Raw genomic sequence first — 17,535 nt, forward strand, 5'->3', positions numbered from 1 at the left:
TCGGCGTGACGACTTTCGCGCTCATCCACGGAGGCGGCGGCAGCGGCTGGGACTTCCACCTGCTCATCCCGGAGCTCGAGGCCCGCGGGCACGACGCCGTCGCCCCGGACCTGCCGATCACCGACCGCTCGGCCGGGCTGGCCGAGTTCACCGAGACGGTGCTGGAAGCCCTCGGGGACCGCTCCGACGTCGCCGTCGTCGGCCACTCGTACGGCGGGTTCACCGCGCCGCTGGTCGCGGCGAAGGTCCGGGCGCGGCTGCTGGTCTACCTGGCCGGGATGATCCCGGCGCCGGGGGAGCCGCCGGGGCAGTGGTGGGGCAACACCGGCTTCGAGGCGCCGAAGGGGCTGAGCGAGACCGAGCAGTTCTTCAACGGCGTCCCGGCGTCGCTCGCCGAGGCGTGCCAGGCGCACGGGCGCGAGCAGGTCAGCAAGGAATGGGACGAGCCGTGGCCGCTACCCGCCCACCCGGACGTCCCGACCCGGGTGCTGCTCGCTCGCGACGACCGGTTCTTCGTCCCGGACTTCCAGCGCCGGGTGGCGCGCGAACGCCTCGGGATCGAGCCCGACGAGGTCGACGGCCCGCACTGCGTCCCCCTCAGTCACCCGGCCGCCTTGGCCGACCGCCTGGTGGGTCACCTGCGGCACTGCGCCGATCGGCGATAAAAGGTCTAGACCTATTGACTGAGTGGTCCAGGCCACTTACGGTCTTGACCAGCGGCGAACCCGCTTGCGTCACCTCCACCCCGGTCCCCGCCACGGAGGTTTCCTCGCCATGCGCCTTGTCCACGTCCTCGCGCTGGCCGCCTTCGCGGCCGGCAGCGTCCTCGCCGCTCCCGCCGCCGAGGCCGCGACCCTCCCGGCGTGCCAGCACTTCTATTCCGGCCCGATCCCGGACCGCCCGGTCACCGGCGGGCACGGCCCCGGCACGCTTGTCGGCGCAGTCGACGTCGGCAACCGCCTCCCCGCGCCGGGCTCGGTCAGCGGGGGACTGGGCGCCGACGGCAAGGTCACCTTCACCTTCGCCCGGGTCTCCGGCGCGAAGGCCTACCGCGCGTTCCGCAACGGCCAGGCCCTGCAGTGGATCAGCGACTGGGGCCAGCCGACCCTCACGGTCACCGACGCGAGCCCCTGCCAGAACGCGAACTACCAGCTCTACGCGATGACCGCCGAGGACAACTCGCCGGGCTCGCTCGGCCGGATCTCGACCGCCTACCGCCTCGACGGCGCGAACCGGCTCGCGGCCTACCGCGTGCCGGCCGGCACCACGCTGAACTACCGCGTCACCTCGTACAACGACGTCGCCCAGACCGCTCTCGGGTACAACGCCGGGCCGGGCTTCTGCGCCGTCGACGCCCGGAACATCCCGTGGGGCACGCGGTTCTCCGTGCCCGGCTACGGCGAGTGCTACGCGGCCGACATCGGCAGCTGGATCAAGGACGACATCGTCGACGTCTGGCTGCCCGGGTCCCAGGCCGACGCCTGGGGCATCCAAAGCCTGACCCTGACCGTGCGCTAGACCACCTGGCCGCCGAAAGGCCGTGACGGCCTCCTTGCCGACGTCCCCCATCTGCCCCGGCAAGGAGGCCTTCGCGGGTCACCACCGGTCGAGGTGCAGGACCTCCTCGAGGGGCTGCCGCGCCGCCGGCTTGAACGTCTCGCCCGTGTAGAACGCCGTCGGGATCAACGCCGCCTGGTGCACGTTCTTCGGCAGCTCCAGCACCTCCGCCGCCTCCTGCTCGTACTTCAGGTGCAGCGTCGTCCACGCCGTGCCCAGGGTCACCGAGCGCGCCGCGAGCATGTAGCTCCACGCCGCCGGGAGCAGCGAGGCCCACAGCCCCGCCTGGTTGCCCGCCGGCAGCTCCGCCGAGTCCGTCTCCAGGCACGGGACGACCAGCACCGGCACGTCACCCATCCGGTCGGCCAGGTACGCGACGCTGTCGCCGACGCGCTGCTGCACCTTCGACCGCTCGGGGTCGTCGGCGAACAGCTTGCCCGCCGCCCGCGACGACTCCAGGTACTCCTGGCACGCCCGGCGGTAGATCCCGCCGAGCGCGGCGCGCTGGCCGGCGTCGGTGACCACCAGCCACTGCCACCGCTGCGTGTTGGAACCGCTCGGCGCCTGCAGGGCCACCTGCACGCAGTGCTTCACCAGGTCGAGCGGCACCGGACGCTCGAGGTCGAGGCGCTTGCGGACGGTCCTGGTGGTCGTCAGGAGCTCTTCGGGCGTCATCATCGGCCCATCATGCCGGGCCTACCAGCGATCGTGCACCAGCGGCCGGACCAGCTCGTCGTAGGTTTCGCGGACGCCGGCCAGTGCTTCTTCGGACAACGGCGGCAGGGAAGCCGCCGCGGTGTTCGCCGAAGCCTGCTCCGCGTTGCGGGCGCCCGGGATGACCGTGCTGACGCCGGGCTGGTCGATGATCCAGCGCAGCGCGAACTGCGCGAGCGTCTGCCCGGCCGGCACGAGCCCGCGCAGCCGCTCGACGGCCTGCAGCCCGACGTCGTACGGCACGCCGGAGAAGGTCTCGCCGACGTCGAACGCCTCGCCGTGGCGGTTGAAGTTGCGGTGGTCGTTCTCGGCGAACGTCGTCTGCGCGGTGTAGCGCCCGGACAGCAGACCCGACGCCAGCGGCACCCGCGCGATGATCCCGGCGCCCGCCTCCACCGCGGCGGGCAGCACGCGTTCCAGGGGCTTGAGCCGGAGGCAGTTGAGGATGATCTGCACGGAAGCCACATGGGGCCGCGCCAGCGCCGTCAGGGCTTCGTCGGCGGTCTCCACGCTCACGCCGTACGCCTTGATCCGGCCTTCGTCGACCATCGCGTCCAGGGCGTCGTAAACCGCGTCGGAGGAGTACACCGGCGTCGGCGGGCAGTGCAGCTGGACCAGGTCGAGCGTGTCGACGCCGAGGTTGCGGCGCGACCGGTCGTTCCACTCGCGGAAGTTCGCGGCGACGTAGTTCTCCGGCACCTGCTCGACCCGGCGGCCCATCTTGGTCGCCACGAAGACGTCGCCGCGCTCGGCCAGGAACCGGCCGACCAGCCGCTCGCTGCGGCCGTCGCCGTAGACGTCCGCGGTGTCGAAGAAGGTGACACCGTTGTCGGCGGCCGCGTGCAGCACGGCCAGTGCGTCGTTCTCGTCGACCTCGCCCCAGTCCGCGCCGAGCTGCCAGCAGCCGAGCCCGACGACCGACACGGCACGGCCCAGACGGGTGATCTTCCGGTTCTCCATGCCGCGATCCAAGCACACGCGGCCGCCTATGATCGGCCGTCATGGCCATGACTGCGGGTCCGGACGGGCTGGGGACCCGGCTGCGGCACGTCCTCGAGACCCTCGACGGCGACGTCGCGCGGTTCCTCGCCGACATCGGCCTCGAGGGCTACCGGCCGCGGTACTCGCCGGTGGTGCGGGCGCTGCTGGCGCGCGGCCCGCTGGCCATCCGCGACCTCGCCGCCGAGATGCGCGTGACGCACTCGGCGGCCAGCCAGACCGTCGCGCAGATGAGCCGGGCCGGCCTGGTGACCCTCGAACCGGGCGCCGACGCCCGGCAGCGGATCGTGTCGCTCACCGCGAAGACCCGCGAGCTGCTGCCGCTGATCGAGGCGGAGTGGGCGGCGACGACCGAAGCGGCGGAGACGCTGGAAGCCGAGCTGCCGTACTCGCTGCGGGCCCTGCTGGACGCCATCGTCGAAGCCCTCGACCGGAAGCCGTTCCGGGAGCGGATCGGCGAGACCGAGGCCGCGCGGAAGCTGCGCTGATCAGGCGGGCGGGACCTGGAAGACCGCCCAGACGTACTTGCCGCCGGGGCAGCGTTCGAAGCCCCAGTCGAGCGACAGCGCCTGCACCAGCACGAGCCCGCGGCTGCGCGCCTCGGCCGGGGACGGGGCCCGCAGCTCGGGCAGCTGCTGTCCGGTGTCGTGCACCCGCAGCGTCACCCGCGTCCCGTCGTACTCCAGCTCGAGGCGCTGGGGCCGGTCGCCGTGCTCGAAGGCGTTCGTGACCAGCTCCGACGTCGCCAGCAGGAGGTCGTCGAGCTGGCACTCCCGCAGGCCGCGCCCGAGCAGCGTCGTCCGCACCGCGTGGCGGGCCAGCGCCGGCGCCGTGACGTCGGCGGGGAGGAGCACCCTCAGCGGGGCGGACGGCGCAGCTGCCCGCTGCGGCATTCTCGACGTCGTCACCCGGTCCCCCTCCCGTGAGTTCGGTACCGCCCGCGAAATACCCAGGCGGCTGTTCGGCTAATCAGGTGCCGTCGGCCAGCTCGGATTCGTCCAGTCCGGAGCGCAGTTTCTTGAGCGTCGCAGCGAGTAGCCGCGACACCTGCATCTGGGACACCCCGACGCGGCGAGCGATGTCCGATTGGCTCATCCCCGAGCCGAACCGCAGCGCGACGATCTTGCGCTCCCGCTCCGGCAGGCTCTCCAGCATCGGGCGCAGTGCCTCGCGCAGCTCGGCCTGGCCCAGCTCGGCGTCGGGCGCCCCGAACCGGGTGTGCGCCGCGTTCTCCAGCAGGTGGTCCAGCGACGCGCCGTAGCGGCCCTGACCGGCGCGAAGCCCCTCGAAGACGTCCTCGACGGGCACCCCGAGCCGGGCCGCGATCTCACTGGGCTTCGGGGCCCGCGAGAGTTGCACGGTGAGTTCTTCGCGGGCGGCGGAGATGTTCGCGTTCAGCTCCTTGAGCCGCCGCGGCACCCGCACCGACCAGCTGTTGTCCCGGAAGTGGTGCCGCAGCTCGCCGGAGATGGTCGGCACGGCGAAGGCCAGGAAGTCCGTCCCCTGGTTCGGGTCGAACCGGTCGACGGCGTGGATCAGCCCGACCGTGGCGATCTGGACCAGGTCCTCCATCGCCTCGTCCCGGTTGCGGAACTTCCGGGCGAGGTTGCGCGCCAGTTCCAGGTGCGCACGCACCAGGGTGTCGCGGATGCGCTCCCGCTCCGGCGAGTTCGCCGGCAGGGCGGCGAGTTGGGTGAACAGCGCGCCGACGTCGAGGTCGTTCCCGCTGCTCCCGGCGGGATCGCTCACGAGTCCGCCGCCTGGCTCTCCCGGACGAGGTCGACCCGGGACAGGTAACGCCCGTCTTCCGGGGTGATCGTGCGCTCGGCGGTCGTGGCGAGCGCGGTCAGCAGCTGCCACGACAGGCCGGCGTCGTCCTCGTGGTCGGCGCTGTCGGCCAGCACCGACACGGATACCTCGATGCGCGGCCCGTTCCACGAGAAGACGCAAGTCAGGCGCCCGTCCGAACTGGCGGGAAGCAACAGCGAGCAGGCTTCGTCCACCGCCATCCGGAGGTCCTCGACGGCGTCGAGGTCGAAGTCCTGGCGCATCGCGATGTCCGCCACGATGGTTCGCAGGGTGGGCACGACGTGCGGGATCGCAGCCGTCCGCACCTCGATGACCTGCGCGCCTTCCGGGACGAGCGGGGCGTTGTCCTCCACGTTTGTTCCTTTCTCCGCACTCGCGCTCCAGGTGATCGGCGGTGTCCTCCACGCCCGGCAGCGAGATGCCCGTGGGGTGAGCAAACCAAACCCGGGTTTGATCCGCTCCACCGGCGGGCATGTAGCGGTCGACATGCTGATCCTGGGAAAGGCGGGGACGACATGGCTGACGTGAGCCGGCTGCCCAATGTGGTTGCTGAAGAGTGGGACTGGCAGCTGCACGGCTCGTGCCGGGGTGCGGACAGCAGCCTGTTCTTCCACACGGACAACGAGCGGGGTTCGGCACGGGAGCGGCGGGAGGCGCGGGCGAAGGCGATCTGCCAGGCCTGTCCCGTCCTGGCTCAGTGCCGTGAGCACGCGATGACCGTACAGGAGCCGTACGGCATCTGGGGCGGCCTCGGCGAGATCGAGCGGCGGCAGCTGTTCCTGCGCCAGCGCCGGGCTGCGCGCAAGGCGATGAGTGCGCACTGAGCAGCGCGCTGAACAGGCAGGATTTGATCGCAGGTGAGCAGTCCAAGCGAAAGAGCGGCGGCCGTGGCGGGCGCGGCCGCTTCCTGGGTTAGGGTTGGCGCCGGAGTTGCCTGGACCGTGTCCGGTGCGGGGTCCTGTTCCGGGCCGGGTAAGGCACGGTGACACGGATGCCGCTTGAGACAACAGGCGCGTACCCGGCGCAGGAGCAGCGCCTGACGAGGAGAAACTGCATGCCCGCAGCCGACCAGAACGCCACCCCGCCCGGGTTCGGCATCACGCTGGACACCGACGCGACGGAGCCCCGGGTGGTGGTCACCGGCGAGCTCGACCTGCTGACCAGCCCGCAGCTGCAGGAGGCCCTGGCCGGGCTGATCGCGGACAAGCGCGCGCAGCGGGTGGTGGCCGATCTGACCGGGGTGACCTTCTTCGATTCCTCCGCGCTGAACGTGGTGCTCCGCGCACAACGCCAGGCCGGCGAGCAGGACGTCGAACTCGCGGTCGTCCCCAGCCCCGCGGTGAGCCGCGTGATCGAGCTCACCGGCGTGGCCGAACACCTGAGCGTGTCGGAAGACCCCCAGGCCTGACCGCCCGCTAACGTTCCGCCTCACTGGTTCCGCGGATCCTGGGGGCGGCACGATGATGGGGCGCACGCATGCCCTGACCGGCTGGTGCGCGGGCCTGGCCCTGGCGCCCGCGGTCGGGGCGGGTTCGGTGCACCAGGCGGTGGTCTTCGCGGCGACGACGGCAGGCTTCGCCCTGCTGCCCGACCTCGACCATCCCGGCGCGAGCGCGTCCCGCCTCCTCGGCTGGCTGACGGGCGCCCTGTCGTGGATCCTGCGCCGCGTCTCGGCGGGCTTCTACGCGCTGACCAAGGGCCCGCGCGACGAGAAGGTCACGGGCAAACACCGCCACCTGTCCCACACGGTGCTGTTCGCGGCGGGCCTCGGCCTGCTGACGTCGTGGGGCACGACCGAAGGCGGCCCGTGGGCGGTCGTCGGCGTGGTGATCTTCGGGTTGATGCTGGCGGAAGGAGCCTTGGGCGACTGGCTGCTCCCGGTGAGCGGAGCGGCCGTGGCCTGGTGGTTCTTCACGGCCCCGCCGGACCGGGCGGGCGAACTGGCGTCCATTTCGGGCTGGCTGGGCATCGCGGTGGCGGCGGGGTGCCTGACCCACTGCCTGGGCGACGCCCTGACCGAGGCCGGCTGCCCGTTCCTCTTCCCGATCCCGATCGCGGGCGAGACGTGGTACGAGATCCGGCCGCCGAAGGCCCTGCGCTTCCGAACCGGGAAGAAGGTCGAGAAGCGGCTGATCTTCCCGGTGTTCGCGCTGCTCGGAGTGCTGCTGGTACCGGGGGTGTGGGAGCACACGGTGAGCACGTTCGAGCGGCTGTTCATCCCGCCGTCGAGTCAGCAGGCGACAACGCCTTGAGGCGCGCGGCCGCGGCGGCCGTGTCGGTGTAGTCGCGCGAGTGGGTGATCAGGCCGTTCTCGACGGTCATGATCATCACATAGGTGGCGAAGAAGGCCGTGCCGCGGACCTCCTGGTGCAGGTCGAACTCCGCGACCACCACCGCCGGGTCGGTGGTCGCGTGGACCACGACGTTGTCGGCCTTGGTGATCCGCCGCGACCGCCCGGCGGCATGGAAGCGTCGGCGGAGTTCTTCGCGTCCCTTCGTCACCCGCGGCACGCCTGGCAGGGTGAACGGCATTTCGATGGTGACGTCCTCGGCGTAGAGGTCGGCGAGGTCGTCCCAGCGGTTCTCCACGGACGCGGCGAGGAACCGGTCGAACACCGGCCGCGCGAGCCGCGAAGCCGCGGCCAGGTTCGGGTAGTCGCGGTACGAAGTGATCTCGCCGTCGACGACCGTGAGCACCCCCACCGAAGACGGGAACTCGCCCGCCGGCCCCGAAACCGCCAGCTCCACCACGAAGCCCGACTCCGTGAGCGTCGTCGTGACCTGCGCTTTCGTCAGGCCGAAGTCCCGCGCCCGCACCCCGCCACCCGCCAGCACAGCCACGACCGCGTCCCGGCCCTCGACCCGCTCCCCGGCGAACGGCATCTCGTACACCGCATCGGCGGCGAACAACGCCGCGAACGGGGTGACGTCCAAACCGGACAGCCCTTCCACGACCAGGGCGGCAACTTCGGGCACAGTGCGCGGCATCGGAATTCTCCTGGAAGACTGAACGTTGAATCGGAACGGTGGACCCGCTTGCGACAATACGGAGCGTGCGTTCCGGTTGTCAACGAGGAGAACTGATGGAGAAGATGCGCGCCGACGCGCGGCGCAACCGGGCCAAGGTGCTGGCCGCCGCCGAGGAGGCGTTCGCGCTCGATGGGCTGGCCGTGCCGCTCGATGACATCGCGCGGCTGGCCGGGGTCGGCGCCGGCACCGTCTACCGGCACTTTCCCAGCAAGGAAGCGCTGTTCCAGGCCGTGGTCCTCGAACGCATCCAGCAGTTCGCCGAGGAGGCGCGCGCCCTCGCGAACGCCGAGGAGCCCGGCGCCGTCTTCTTCGACTACTTCGTCCGCGTCATCCGGCAGGCGTCGCTCAACCGGGCGATCTGTGACGCGCTCGCCGAGTCCTCCGGGCACGCTTTCAAGGCCGGGGCGGGCGACGAGTTCCGCGCCGCCCTCGCGGAGCTGCTCGCCCGTGCCCAGGCCGCGGGCGCCGTCCGGCCGGACATCGACGGCGACGACCTGCGTGCGCTCATCGTCGGCTGCCTCGCCGTCGAGCGGTACGCGCCCGGGAGTGAACACCTCCTGCGCGTGGTCGTCGACGGCCTGCGTCGCATCGAGCGGGTGCAGACCGGGTAACACGACGTAAGATCAACGCGAGTTAGTCCTCGTACCTGCGCTGCGCGTGGCGAGGGGGTGCCCGGATGAGTGGCCGTCCTACCTGGGGTTCCGCCGCGGTGACCGGGCTGGCGGGGTTCGCCACCGGGCTGCTGGTCGCCGCGCTGCTCGTGGCCGGGCGGCCGGTTCCGCACACCGACGGGACCACCGACAGCCCGCCGCCGACCTCGACCGTTTCCGCGGTGCCCGTCACGGTGACCGAGTCCGGGGCGCCGTCCACCGTCACGTCGGTCGTGACGTCGCCGCCGACGACCACCACCAGCGTCGTCGAGGTCACCCTCCCGCCCCCGACGACGGCGACCTCGGGCACGCCGACCTCGTCGTCGCCCGCTTTCCCGCTGACCTCGGTGTGGCGCGACTGGTGATGCAACCGGGCGGGCGCGGGGCCCGTCTGGCCGGTATGCGAGCTTTCCCTTGGATCGCCCTGGCCGCGGCCGTCACCGCCGGCTGCGCCGGACCGGTGACCGCCTGCCCCGCGATCGGCTACCTCACCGGGATCAGCCTGACGATCCCGGCGCCCGCGGGCATCACCCGCGCGACGCTCCAGGCGTGCTGGCGCGGCCAGTGCGTCGACCGGACCGTCGTCCTCACCCCCGAAACGACCGCGGGCGCCTCGACGTGCACCGGCACCGGCCCGGACAGCGCCTGCGGCGCGTCGATGGTGCCGACCGGTGGCCTCCACGGCTTCGCCGACATCCCGGGTCTGCCCGCCGAACCGGTCCGGGTCACCGTCCGCTTCGACGACGGCAAGCCGCACACCGCCGACATCACGCCGTCCTTCAGCGAGCCGAACGGCCCCGCCTGCGGGAAGGCGGGGCCGCAGGCACAGCTCCTGGTCGGGCCGGACCGGGAGCTGCGCCCGGTCTAACCGACGTCGCGGCGCTTCCAGCCGAGCAGCCCGGCCGCCAGGGCCACGGCCGCGACCGCCACCAGCCAGGCGAGCGGGGTCGCGGTGAACGCCTGGCCCGGGAGCTTCGGCGGGTGCTGGAACGGCGACACGTCCAGCACCGCCTGCGGCAGGTCGAGCATCGGGCCGAACAGGCTGAGCAGCAGCGCCAGCGCGCCGGCCGCCCAGGCCGCCGCCGAAAAGCCCGGCAGCAGCCCGAAGATCGCCACCGCCAGTGCGACCACCACCCAGGCGGCGGGCAGCTGGACGAGCATCCCGGACAGGGTGTCCGCGATCGAGCCGCCGACGTCGCCGGTGCGCAGCCCGTTCGCCAGCCCCATGAACAGCCCGCCGGTCAGCAGCAGTGCCGCCGTGCCGAAGAAGGCGAACACGAGGTGGCCGCCCGCCCAGCGCAGCCGGCCGACGCTGGTGGCCAGCACCGGTTCGAGCCGCATCGCGGTCTCTTCGCCACGCATCCGCAACACCGCCTGGACGCCGTACAGCGACGCGACCATGGCGAACATCCCGGCCATCGCGGCGAGGAACGCCTGCGTCAGCGCGTGGCTGCCGCCGAGCCGCTCGAAGATCTGCTGCGCCTGCGGGCTCGAGCCGACGAGGTCGCCGATGCCGCTGGCGATCGAGCCGAACACCGCGCCGGCCACGGCCGTGCCGAGCACCCAGCCGAGCAGCGGACCGCGGTGCAGCCGCCAGGCCAGCGCGAGCGGCGACCGCAGGCCCGGCGCCGCCGTCGCCGGGCCCGGCCGGGGCGGCAGGATGCCGACGCCGACGTCCCGGCGCGGCAGCAGCCAGTACCCGATGGCCCCGACGACCAGCGCGAACACCACCGGCAGCAGGAGCACCCACCAGCGTTCCCCGGCGAACGCCCGGACCTGCTGCACCCAGCCGATCGGCGACAGCCAGGACAGCCAGCGGGCGTCCACTGTGGAGTCTCCGGCCCCGCGGAGCAGGAAGGCGGCGCCGACCACGGCGGTCCCGATGCCGTTGGCGGTGCGGGAGTACTCGGCGAGCTGGACGGCGACCGCCGCCACCGCGGTGAACACCAGCCCGGTCAGCGCTTCCGCCGCGCCGAAGGCGAGGGAGCCGGCCGCGGGGAGCCCGGCGCCGATCATGGTCACCGCCTGGATCAGCCCGGTCAGCACGCTCGCCCCGCCCGCCACCAGCAGCGACGCCGTCAGGGCCGCGTACCGGCCGACCACCGCGGACGCGAGCAGCTCCGCGCGTCCGGTGTCCTCCTCGGCGCGGGTGTGCCGGGTGACGGTGAAGACGACCATCAGGCCGGTGAGCAGGGCCAGGAACCCGCACATGCGCCAGGCGATGAACCCGCCGGCCGTGGTCAGGTCGAACGGCGGGCCGTAGAGCAGCGCGTACGACGGGTTGGCGTTGGCGCCCGCCTGCAGCGCGAGCCGGTCGGCGACGGTCGGGTAGAACTGCGTGAACGTGTTGACCGTGCTCGCCGGGACGACGCTGAGCAGCACGATCCAGATCGGCAGGATGACGCGGTCGCGGCGCAGCGCGAGCCGGGTGAGGTGCCAGGTGCCGGCCAGTTCGTGCGCGGGCGCCTCCACGGCCTCGGCGCGCGAGAGCGTCGCGGTCATTTCGCGCTAGCTTCGGTCGTGTAGTGGCGCAGGAACAGCTCCTCCAGCGTCGGCGGCTGGCTGACCAGGCTCCGGACGCCGACCTCGGTCAGCTGACGCAGGGCTTCGTCGAGCGAGCGCGTCTCGACGTCGAAGCGGACGCGGTTGCCCTCGACCTTGAGGTCGTGGATGTTCGCCAGCTTGGTGAGCCCGTTCGGCGGGCCGGCCAGCTCGGCGGTGATCGACGTCCGGGTCAGGTGCCGCAGCTCGGCGAGCGTGCCGGACTCCACCGTGCGGCCGTTGCGGATGATGCTGACCTTGTCGCACAGCGCCTCGACCTCGGCGAGGATGTGGCTGGAGAGCAGCACGGTCCGGCCCTGCTCGCGTTCCTCCTGGATGGCGTACTGGAACGTCGCCTCCATCAGCGGGTCGAGCCCGGACGTCGGTTCGTCGAGGATCAGCAGGTCGACCCGGGAGGCGAGGGCGGCGACGATGGCGACCTTCTGCCGGTTGCCCTTCGAGTACGTCCGCCCCTTCTTCTTGGGGTCGAGGTCGAAGCGCTCGATCAGGTCCTTGCGGCGCTTCTCGTCCAGGCCGCCGCGCAGGCGGCCGAGCAGGTCGATCACCTCGCCGCCGGAGAGGTTGGGCCAGAGGTTGACCTCGCCCGGCACGTAGGCCAGGCGGCGGTGCAGGCTCGCGGCGTCCTTCCAGGGGTCGCCGCCGAGCAGCCGGACGTCCCCCGAGTCCGCGTGGAGCAGGCCGAGCAGGACCCGGACGGTGGTCGACTTCCCGGCGCCGTTGGGGCCGAGGAAGCCGTGCACCTCCCCGGCGGGCACCTGCAGGTCCAGGCCGTCGAGGGCCTTGGTCCGGCCGAACGACTTGTGCAGGCCGATGACCGAAATGGCGTTTTCCATGGTTCGGAAGCTACGCTCGCTTCATGAAGTTGTGAAGTTAAGAAAATGTCTAGATCAAGTGATCGCAGGGGGCGGGTACGGGAGGATGGGCCGATGACGACGCCTGACACGAAGCGAGATGAAGACGCCGTCCGCCGGTACGTCGAGAGCCTCGGGCTCGTGCTTTCGCAGATCGGCATGCAGCGCATGCCCGCGCGCGTGTTCGCCGCGCTGATGACCACCGACGAGGGCCGCCTGACCGCCGCCGACCTGGCCGCACAGCTGCAGGTCAGCCCGGCGGCCGTCTCCGGCGCCGTGCGCTTCCTCGAGCAGATCGGCCTGGTCGCCAAGGAACGCGAGCCCGGCGAGCGCCGCGACCACTACCGCCTCTACGACGACCTCTGGTACGCCACGTTCCTCAAGCGCGACCGCATGATCATCATGTGGCGCGACGCGGCCGAGAACGGCATCGACGCGCTCGGCGAAGACACGCCGGCGGGCAAGCGGCTCGCCGAGATGCGGGACTTCCTGTCGTTCATGCTCCAAGAGCTCAACGGCATGTACGAGCGCTGGCACAAGCTCCGCGAGGAGAAGAACGCCTAGAGCCCGGCGAGCAGCGTGTCCGCCAGCCGGTCGGCGAGGTCGGCCGGCTCGCGCTCGTGGAACGTCGCCAGGAACGCCTGCTGGAAGCACGCGCCCAGGAGCAGGGCCGCAGCCGCCTCGACGTCGGTGCCCGCCCGGACCCGGCCCAGTGACTGCTCGGCGCGCAGGTAGCCCGCGACGCCGTCGAGCAGCACGTGCGGGCCGTGCTCGCCCAGCCGTTCGCGGTGCGATCGCAGCAGGTCCCGCGAGGAGAACACCGAGACCGCGATCGGGAACCCTTCGGCGTAGAAGGCGAGGCCGAGCCGGGCGACGCGGGCCAGGTTGTCCCGCAGCGGTGCCCGGCCGGGGTCGGCGGTGAGCTCGGCCAGGACGGCGCCCAGCGCCGGCAGCTCCTCGCCCATGACGCTGAGGAACAGGTCGGTCTTGTCGCGGAAGTGCTTGTAGAGCATCGCCTCCGAGTAGCCGGCCGTCTGCGCGATGACCTTGGTCGTGGCGTGGGCGTAGCCCTGCTCGCGCATCACCTTCGCGGCCGCGGCGACGATCTCTTCGCGGCTTCCCATGGCGGCTCCCTGAGTGCGTTCTCAGCCGGGTTAGTGAACACTCACCCTACCTGGTGAGTGTTCACTAACCACGAAGGAGACCCATGAGGATCACCGTTCTGGGGGCGACCGGCGGCGTCGGCGGCGAGGTCGTCAAGCAGGCACTGGACCGCGGCTGGCACGTGACGGCCGTCGTGCGCGACCCCGCCCGGCTGCAGCAGCCGGCCGAGGTCGTCGTGGCGGGCCTGCACGAACACGAGAAGCTGGCCGCCGCCGTCCAAGGCCGCGACGCCGTGATTTCCGCGGTCGGCTCCCGCGACCGCGGGCCGACCACGGTCTGCGCCGACGGCGCCCGCGCGGCGATCGAAGCCGGGGCGAAGCGGCTGCTGGTCGTCAGCGCCAGCGGCATGCACACCGATGGCGACGGCTTCTTCACGCGCATGCTGGTGAAGCCGCTGCTCAACACCTTCCTGAAGCACGGCTGGGCGGACATGCTCGCGATGGAGGCGCTGGTCGCGGCGACCGACCTGGACTGGACGATCGTCCGCCCGCCGATGCTCCTGAACGGCCCGCGCACCGGGAAGGTCGCGAGCCGGCTCGACGGCAACGTCCGCACGTTCACCATCCGGCGGGCCGACGTGGCCGCGTACCTGCTCGACGCCGTGGCGGACCCCACGCTGATCAGGGCCAAGGTTTCCATCGCCCACGGCTAGCCTCCGCCTTCCTCCCCGCCGCCCTCAACGGAGGCGCTTCGCGCCGCTGTTCTAATCGAGCCATGGTGCTGCTCGCTCAAGCTCTGTACGTCAAGCGCAAGACTCCGCGGCTGCCGGGCGCGGCCGGCCCCACGGAAGGACTCGTCCCCGGCAGCGGCGAGCCGTTCCGGCTGGCCGTGCTCGGCGAATCCACCGTGGACGGCGTCGGCGCGGCGGACCACGAGGAAGCGCTCACCGGCTGCCTCGCCCGCGAACTGGCCCGCGGCGGCCGGGCGGTGCGCTGGCAGGCGGTCGGCCGGACCGGCGCCAACGCCCGGACCGTCCGGGCCGAGCTGGTCCCGCTCGTCCGGCCGGCCGACGTGGTCGTGATCGCCCTCGGCGTCAACGACACCATCGAGCTCCGGACGGCCGCGGCCTACCGCCGTGACCTGCTGGAACTGGTGATCGACCTGCGACGGCGGCTCGGCCCGGCCGGCGTCCTGCTCGCCGGCGTGCCGCCGATGTCCCGGTTCCCGGCACTACCGCGGCCGCTGCGGGACGTCCTGTCCGCGCGGTCGACGGCTCTCGACACCGCGGCCGCCGCCCTCGCGCGGCTCCCCGGTGTCACGCACCTGCCGATGGACCCCGCCCTGCTCGACCCCGGCGCCTTCGCGTCCGACCGCTTCCACCCGGGGCCGGCCGGGTACGCGCGGTGGGCGGAGACCCTCGCCGGTGCACTCCCCGTGATCAGTTAGCCGCCCTGCGTCGATCTTCAAAAAAATCCGCCGGTTCGTGTATCTGGCGGCCCGCCCACTGCGTCCTGTGGAGCAGCCAAGCACGGAAGAACGCGGCAGGGGGTGTCGAGTTCGAGGGAAACGCGGTGACCGGGAGCCGAGGGGGCTGCCGGACACCGTCGGCCGGATGGCCTTTCGGGGGAGGGGACATCCGGCGGGGCCCGTTGGGGAGCGGGCCCTTGAGGGAGGGGAGTATCGGTCGGCGCGGGCCTGCCCGCCCGCGTCGGCCGGTACCTCCCCCAACGCCATTTGACCGGTAGTGCACGATCGACGAAGTAAGTGACTTGATGTATCCGAGATCCACCTGCACGCTCCTTCCCCCCGAAGGACCCGCGATACTGCCATTGCCGACTCGAGAACTCTTCCGAAGAGGGGCAGCTACGGTGACCGACGTGCAAACCACAGAGGTAGATCCGCCGTGGGAAGGCCTGACCGGCGCCGAGCTGCACGCCGCGTGCATGCAGGCCGCCCGTGACGGCGACCGCCGGGCGATGGCCCGCCTCGTCGAAGAGCTGACCCCGCTCCTCTGGCACGTCGCCCGGGCCAACGGGCTCGACCGGTCGGTGGCCGAGGACGTCGTCCAGACCGTCTGGCTGGCCCTGTTCAGCCAGCTCGACAAGCTCCGCGACCCCAAGGCCCTCGCCGCCTGGCTGATCACCACCACCCGCCGGGAGGCCACCCACCCGTTCGGCCGCCGCATGCAGCCGGTGCCGCTGAGCGACGAGGTCGCCGAGGCCATGCCGAGCACCCAACCGGCACCCGAAGACGAAGCCGTCCGCGCCGACCGCGACCGCCGGGTCTGGCGCGCCTTCGTCCGGCTGCCCCACCGCTGTCAGGAACTGCTCCGGCTGACCGTGCTCGCGGGCCGCGCGGAGTACCAGCTCGTCGCCGAGGCGCTGCGCATGCCGCGCGGCAGTGTCGGCCCGACCAGGGGGCGCTGCCTCGACCAGATGCGTGATCTCCTCGCCAGTGAAGGGGGAAGCCGATGAACGACCTCGGAGCGCCGGGCGAGGCCTTTTCCGATGACCTGATCCTGGCCGGCGTCGGCCGCTTCCTCGACGAGCTGGACCCGCCACCGGGTGACCTGGTGCAGCGGGTCCAGTTCGCGCTCGCGCTCGAAGACCTCGACGTCGAGGTCGCCCGCTGGGAGCGGCTCGACAACCTCGCCGGTGTCCGCGGCGGCGGCACCGGCACGATCACGTTCACGGTCAGCGACCTGACGGTGATGATCAACCTGACCAAGATGGGCAAGCTGCACCGCATCGACGGCTGGCTGGTCCCGGCGGGCCAGTACGGCGTCGAGGTCCGCGTGGCCGAGCACGGCACGTCGTCGACGACGGCCGACGAAGGCGGCCGGTTCGTGCTGGACAACGTGCCGCGCGGGACGACGCAGATCCTGGTGCACCTGGGCGACGTGTCGTGCCGCCGGACCATCGTGACGCCGACGGTCGTGCTTTAACCCAGGAAATCGGCCAGGGGGACGGGAGTCAGCCCGTCCTTCTTGGCCTGCTCGACGAACGCCGTGTAGTCCTCTTTGAAGGTCTTGCGGAAGTGCATCAGCACGATGTCGCCCGGCTTGAGCTTGTCGCCGGCCTGGAACTGGACGTGGCCGTCGTTGACCGCGGCCGTCCACAGCACCGCGGCGCGCATCCCGCAGGCCGCTGCCGCCTTCAGCGTGTTCTGGTCGTAGTTGCCGAACGGCGGGCGGAACAGCGACGGGCGGACGCCGAGGCTCTTCTCGAAGTCGTCCGCGTCGTCGCAGATCTCCTTGCGCTGGAACTCCAGGGGCTTGCCCTTGAGGTTCGGGTGGTTGACCGTGTGGTCGCCCAGCGTGGCGCCGGTGGCGTCGAGGATCTGCTTGAAGTAGGCCTCGTGGCCCTGGACGTACTTCTGGTTCAGGAACAGCACCGGGTGGGTGGCGTTCTGCTGCATCAGCTTGAGCGCGTCGGGGTCCTTCACCGCGCCGTCGTCCATGGTGAGGAAGACGTACGGCTTGTCGGTCGCGATCCGTTTGACCGCCGCGACCTGGCCGTTCTCGATCGCGGGTGCCTTCTGCTGCACGGTGCCGAAGGGGTACGGGCCCGCCGTCTTCCCGCCGGGGTTCACGCCCTGCGGTGCCGGGTTCGGCTGGCTGGTGCCGAACTCGCGCTGGTCCGGTTCGTGGCCCGAACACGCGGTCAGAGCCAGTGCCGCCACGGCGACCACGGCTGTCAAGCGCTTCCGCACAATGTCCCCCTTTCGTGTACTACCCGAAAGAGTGACGTGGGGGAGGGCGGGAACGTTGCGCCGGGCGATCTTGTGTGGCCGGAGCCACCCAGGTCAGCGCCCGGTTTCGGCCGCCTTGACCAGCTTGCCGGAGAACAGCCGGATCACGTTCCGGAGCAGCGCGGCCAGTACCGGGCCGCTGCCGCGGACCGGTTCGGTGAACGAGCCGGTCCACCGCAGGTGCGTGCCGCCGCCGTCGGCCGGGGTGAAGAGCACCTCGGCGCGGTAGTCCTTGATCGGGTTCGCGCCGAAGAACGTGTAGACGTGCTTGCGCCCGGGCTCGTACTCGACGGTCTCCTCGCGGATCAGCACCGGCCAGAGCCCGACCTCGCGGACCGCGCCGACGCCGTCGGGGTCCTCGGCGCCCCGCCGCGCCCAGCGGGCCTGGACGATCAGTGGCTTTCCCCACTCCGCCCAGCGCGGGCCGTCCGCCTCGAGGGCGAACAGCGCCGACGGTGGCGCGGTGCTCGTGCGGTTGACCTCGAAGGAGTACTTGCGGCCCACCGGAA

At 71.8% G+C, this 17,535-nt stretch carries 25 protein-coding genes; 14 read left to right on the forward strand and 11 right to left on the reverse strand.

Annotation, left to right across the window (positions count from 1 at the left end):
• Window positions 1-5: 5 nt before the first annotated feature.
• Both AB0J55_RS09700 and AB0J55_RS09705 read left to right on the forward strand, forming a co-directional pair.
• Window positions 6-665 (forward strand): alpha/beta hydrolase family protein, encoded by a 660-nt coding sequence (locus tag AB0J55_RS09700; protein ID WP_364245230.1) that lies wholly within the window; start codon window positions 6-8, stop codon window positions 663-665.
• A 109-nt stretch (window positions 666-774) separates the two neighbouring features.
• On the forward strand, window positions 775-1,518 hold the full coding sequence (locus AB0J55_RS09705) for a 3D domain-containing protein (RefSeq protein ID WP_364245233.1): 744 nt from the start codon (window positions 775-777) through the stop codon (window positions 1,516-1,518).
• 78 nt (window positions 1,519-1,596) lie between these two features.
• Here the strand turns inward: AB0J55_RS09705 and AB0J55_RS09710 are convergent, their stop codons facing one another.
• Window positions 1,597-2,235, reverse strand: a complete 639-nt coding sequence (locus tag AB0J55_RS09710; RefSeq protein WP_003078126.1) for a nitroreductase family protein — start codon at window positions 2,233-2,235, stop codon at window positions 1,597-1,599.
• 18 nt (window positions 2,236-2,253) lie between these two features.
• Entirely contained in the window at window positions 2,254-3,231 is a 978-nt protein-coding gene (locus AB0J55_RS09715) for an aldo/keto reductase (protein ID WP_364245236.1), read from the reverse strand.
• A gap of 41 nt (window positions 3,232-3,272) precedes the next feature.
• Between AB0J55_RS09715 and AB0J55_RS09720 the strand changes: the two genes are divergently transcribed.
• Window positions 3,273-3,758: a helix-turn-helix domain-containing protein gene (locus tag AB0J55_RS09720; RefSeq protein ID WP_364245239.1), complete on the forward strand. Its 486-nt coding sequence runs from the start codon at window positions 3,273-3,275 to the stop codon at window positions 3,756-3,758.
• Here AB0J55_RS09720 and AB0J55_RS09725 read toward each other — a convergent pair whose 3' ends face one another.
• The 3 genes from AB0J55_RS09725 to AB0J55_RS09735 all read right to left on the reverse strand — a co-directional run bounded on the left by AB0J55_RS09725 (window position 3,759) and on the right by AB0J55_RS09735 (window position 5,432).
• Window positions 3,759-4,163, reverse strand: coding sequence for an ATP-binding protein (locus AB0J55_RS09725; protein WP_364246008.1), 405 nt, complete (start codon window positions 4,161-4,163; stop codon window positions 3,759-3,761). It abuts the gene before it with no gap.
• A gap of 76 nt (window positions 4,164-4,239) precedes the next feature.
• Window positions 4,240-5,019 carry a SigB/SigF/SigG family RNA polymerase sigma factor gene (locus AB0J55_RS09730; protein ID WP_364245242.1) on the reverse strand — a complete coding sequence of 260 codons (780 nt, stop codon included), beginning with the start codon at window positions 5,017-5,019 and terminating at the stop codon, window positions 4,240-4,242.
• On the reverse strand, window positions 5,016-5,432 hold the full coding sequence (locus AB0J55_RS09735) for an anti-sigma factor (RefSeq protein WP_364245245.1): 417 nt from the start codon (window positions 5,430-5,432) through the stop codon (window positions 5,016-5,018). Before AB0J55_RS09735 ends, AB0J55_RS09730 begins: the two co-directional genes overlap by 4 nt.
• A gap of 162 nt (window positions 5,433-5,594) precedes the next feature.
• Between AB0J55_RS09735 and AB0J55_RS09740 the strand changes: the two genes are divergently transcribed.
• From AB0J55_RS09740 to AB0J55_RS09750, 3 genes are all read left to right on the forward strand, one after another.
• Window positions 5,595-5,903, forward strand: coding sequence for a WhiB family transcriptional regulator (locus AB0J55_RS09740; protein ID WP_364245247.1), 309 nt, complete (start codon window positions 5,595-5,597; stop codon window positions 5,901-5,903).
• Window positions 5,904-6,133: 230 nt separating this feature from the next.
• On the forward strand, window positions 6,134-6,487 hold the full coding sequence (locus AB0J55_RS09745; protein ID WP_003078104.1) for an STAS domain-containing protein: 354 nt from the start codon (window positions 6,134-6,136) through the stop codon (window positions 6,485-6,487).
• A gap of 55 nt (window positions 6,488-6,542) precedes the next feature.
• Complete coding sequence (locus tag AB0J55_RS09750) at window positions 6,543-7,331, forward strand: metal-dependent hydrolase (protein ID WP_364246010.1); 789 nt, start codon at window positions 6,543-6,545, stop codon at window positions 7,329-7,331.
• Here the strand turns inward: AB0J55_RS09750 and AB0J55_RS09755 are convergent.
• Complete coding sequence (locus tag AB0J55_RS09755; RefSeq protein ID WP_364245250.1) at window positions 7,294-8,067, reverse strand: nuclear transport factor 2 family protein; 774 nt, start codon at window positions 8,065-8,067, stop codon at window positions 7,294-7,296. The genes AB0J55_RS09750 and AB0J55_RS09755 overlap by 38 nt on opposite strands.
• A 95-nt stretch (window positions 8,068-8,162) precedes the next feature.
• Between AB0J55_RS09755 and AB0J55_RS09760 the strand changes: the two genes are divergently transcribed.
• From AB0J55_RS09760 to AB0J55_RS09770, 3 genes are all read left to right on the forward strand, one after another.
• Window positions 8,163-8,720, forward strand: coding sequence for a TetR/AcrR family transcriptional regulator (locus AB0J55_RS09760; RefSeq protein ID WP_364245252.1), 558 nt, complete (start codon window positions 8,163-8,165; stop codon window positions 8,718-8,720).
• 65 nt (window positions 8,721-8,785) lie between these two features.
• The gene (locus tag AB0J55_RS09765; protein WP_364245255.1) at window positions 8,786-9,124 is read left to right on the forward strand and encodes a hypothetical protein; all 339 of its coding nucleotides are present in this window, start codon (window positions 8,786-8,788) and stop codon (window positions 9,122-9,124) included.
• A 35-nt stretch (window positions 9,125-9,159) separates the two neighbouring features.
• Complete coding sequence (locus AB0J55_RS09770; RefSeq protein WP_364245257.1) at window positions 9,160-9,627, forward strand: hypothetical protein; 468 nt, start codon at window positions 9,160-9,162, stop codon at window positions 9,625-9,627.
• On the opposite strand, the gene AB0J55_RS09775 is transcribed toward AB0J55_RS09770, so the two are convergent.
• Entirely contained in the window at window positions 9,624-11,261 is a 1,638-nt protein-coding gene (locus tag AB0J55_RS09775) for an ABC transporter permease (protein ID WP_364245260.1), read from the reverse strand. The genes AB0J55_RS09770 and AB0J55_RS09775 overlap by 4 nt on opposite strands.
• Window positions 11,258-12,154, reverse strand: coding sequence for an ABC transporter ATP-binding protein (locus tag AB0J55_RS09780; RefSeq protein ID WP_364245262.1), 897 nt, complete (start codon window positions 12,152-12,154; stop codon window positions 11,258-11,260). The genes AB0J55_RS09775 and AB0J55_RS09780 overlap by 4 nt, the downstream gene beginning before the upstream one ends.
• A gap of 93 nt (window positions 12,155-12,247) precedes the next feature.
• Between AB0J55_RS09780 and AB0J55_RS09785 the strand changes: the two genes are divergently transcribed.
• Window positions 12,248-12,736 carry a MarR family transcriptional regulator gene (locus tag AB0J55_RS09785; RefSeq protein ID WP_364245264.1) on the forward strand — a complete coding sequence of 163 codons (489 nt, stop codon included), beginning with the start codon at window positions 12,248-12,250 and terminating at the stop codon, window positions 12,734-12,736.
• Here the strand turns inward: AB0J55_RS09785 and AB0J55_RS09790 are convergent.
• Entirely contained in the window at window positions 12,733-13,296 is a 564-nt protein-coding gene (locus AB0J55_RS09790) for a TetR/AcrR family transcriptional regulator (protein WP_364245267.1), read from the reverse strand. The genes AB0J55_RS09785 and AB0J55_RS09790 overlap by 4 nt on opposite strands.
• An 83-nt stretch (window positions 13,297-13,379) precedes the next feature.
• On the opposite strand from AB0J55_RS09790, the gene AB0J55_RS09795 reads away from it, so the two are divergent.
• From AB0J55_RS09795 to AB0J55_RS09810, 4 genes are all read left to right on the forward strand, one after another.
• Window positions 13,380-13,988, forward strand: coding sequence for an NAD(P)-binding oxidoreductase (locus tag AB0J55_RS09795; RefSeq protein ID WP_364245269.1), 609 nt, complete (start codon window positions 13,380-13,382; stop codon window positions 13,986-13,988).
• Window positions 13,989-14,050: 62 nt separating this feature from the next.
• Complete coding sequence (locus AB0J55_RS09800; protein WP_364245271.1) at window positions 14,051-14,722, forward strand: SGNH/GDSL hydrolase family protein; 672 nt, start codon at window positions 14,051-14,053, stop codon at window positions 14,720-14,722.
• Window positions 14,723-15,144: 422 nt separating this feature from the next.
• Window positions 15,145-15,750, forward strand: coding sequence for a sigma-70 family RNA polymerase sigma factor (locus AB0J55_RS09805; RefSeq protein ID WP_364245273.1), 606 nt, complete (start codon window positions 15,145-15,147; stop codon window positions 15,748-15,750).
• The gene (locus AB0J55_RS09810) at window positions 15,747-16,220 is read left to right on the forward strand and encodes a carboxypeptidase regulatory-like domain-containing protein (protein ID WP_364245276.1); all 474 of its coding nucleotides are present in this window, start codon (window positions 15,747-15,749) and stop codon (window positions 16,218-16,220) included. Before AB0J55_RS09805 ends, AB0J55_RS09810 begins: the two co-directional genes overlap by 4 nt.
• On the opposite strand, the gene AB0J55_RS09815 is transcribed toward AB0J55_RS09810, so the two are convergent.
• Both AB0J55_RS09815 and AB0J55_RS09820 read right to left on the reverse strand, forming a co-directional pair.
• A complete protein-coding gene (locus AB0J55_RS09815; protein WP_364246012.1) occupies window positions 16,217-16,966 on the reverse strand; it encodes a polysaccharide deacetylase family protein in 750 nt (249 codons plus the stop codon). The two genes, AB0J55_RS09810 and AB0J55_RS09815, sit on opposite strands and share 4 nt — an antisense overlap.
• Before the next feature lie 114 nt (window positions 16,967-17,080).
• Window positions 17,081-17,530, reverse strand: a complete 450-nt coding sequence (locus AB0J55_RS09820) for an SRPBCC family protein (protein WP_364245278.1) — start codon at window positions 17,528-17,530, stop codon at window positions 17,081-17,083.
• Window positions 17,531-17,535 lie beyond the last annotated feature (5 nt).

The sequence above is a fragment of the Amycolatopsis sp. NPDC049688 genome (assembly GCF_040674975.1).
GTDB lineage: Bacteria > Actinomycetota > Actinomycetes > Mycobacteriales > Pseudonocardiaceae > Amycolatopsis.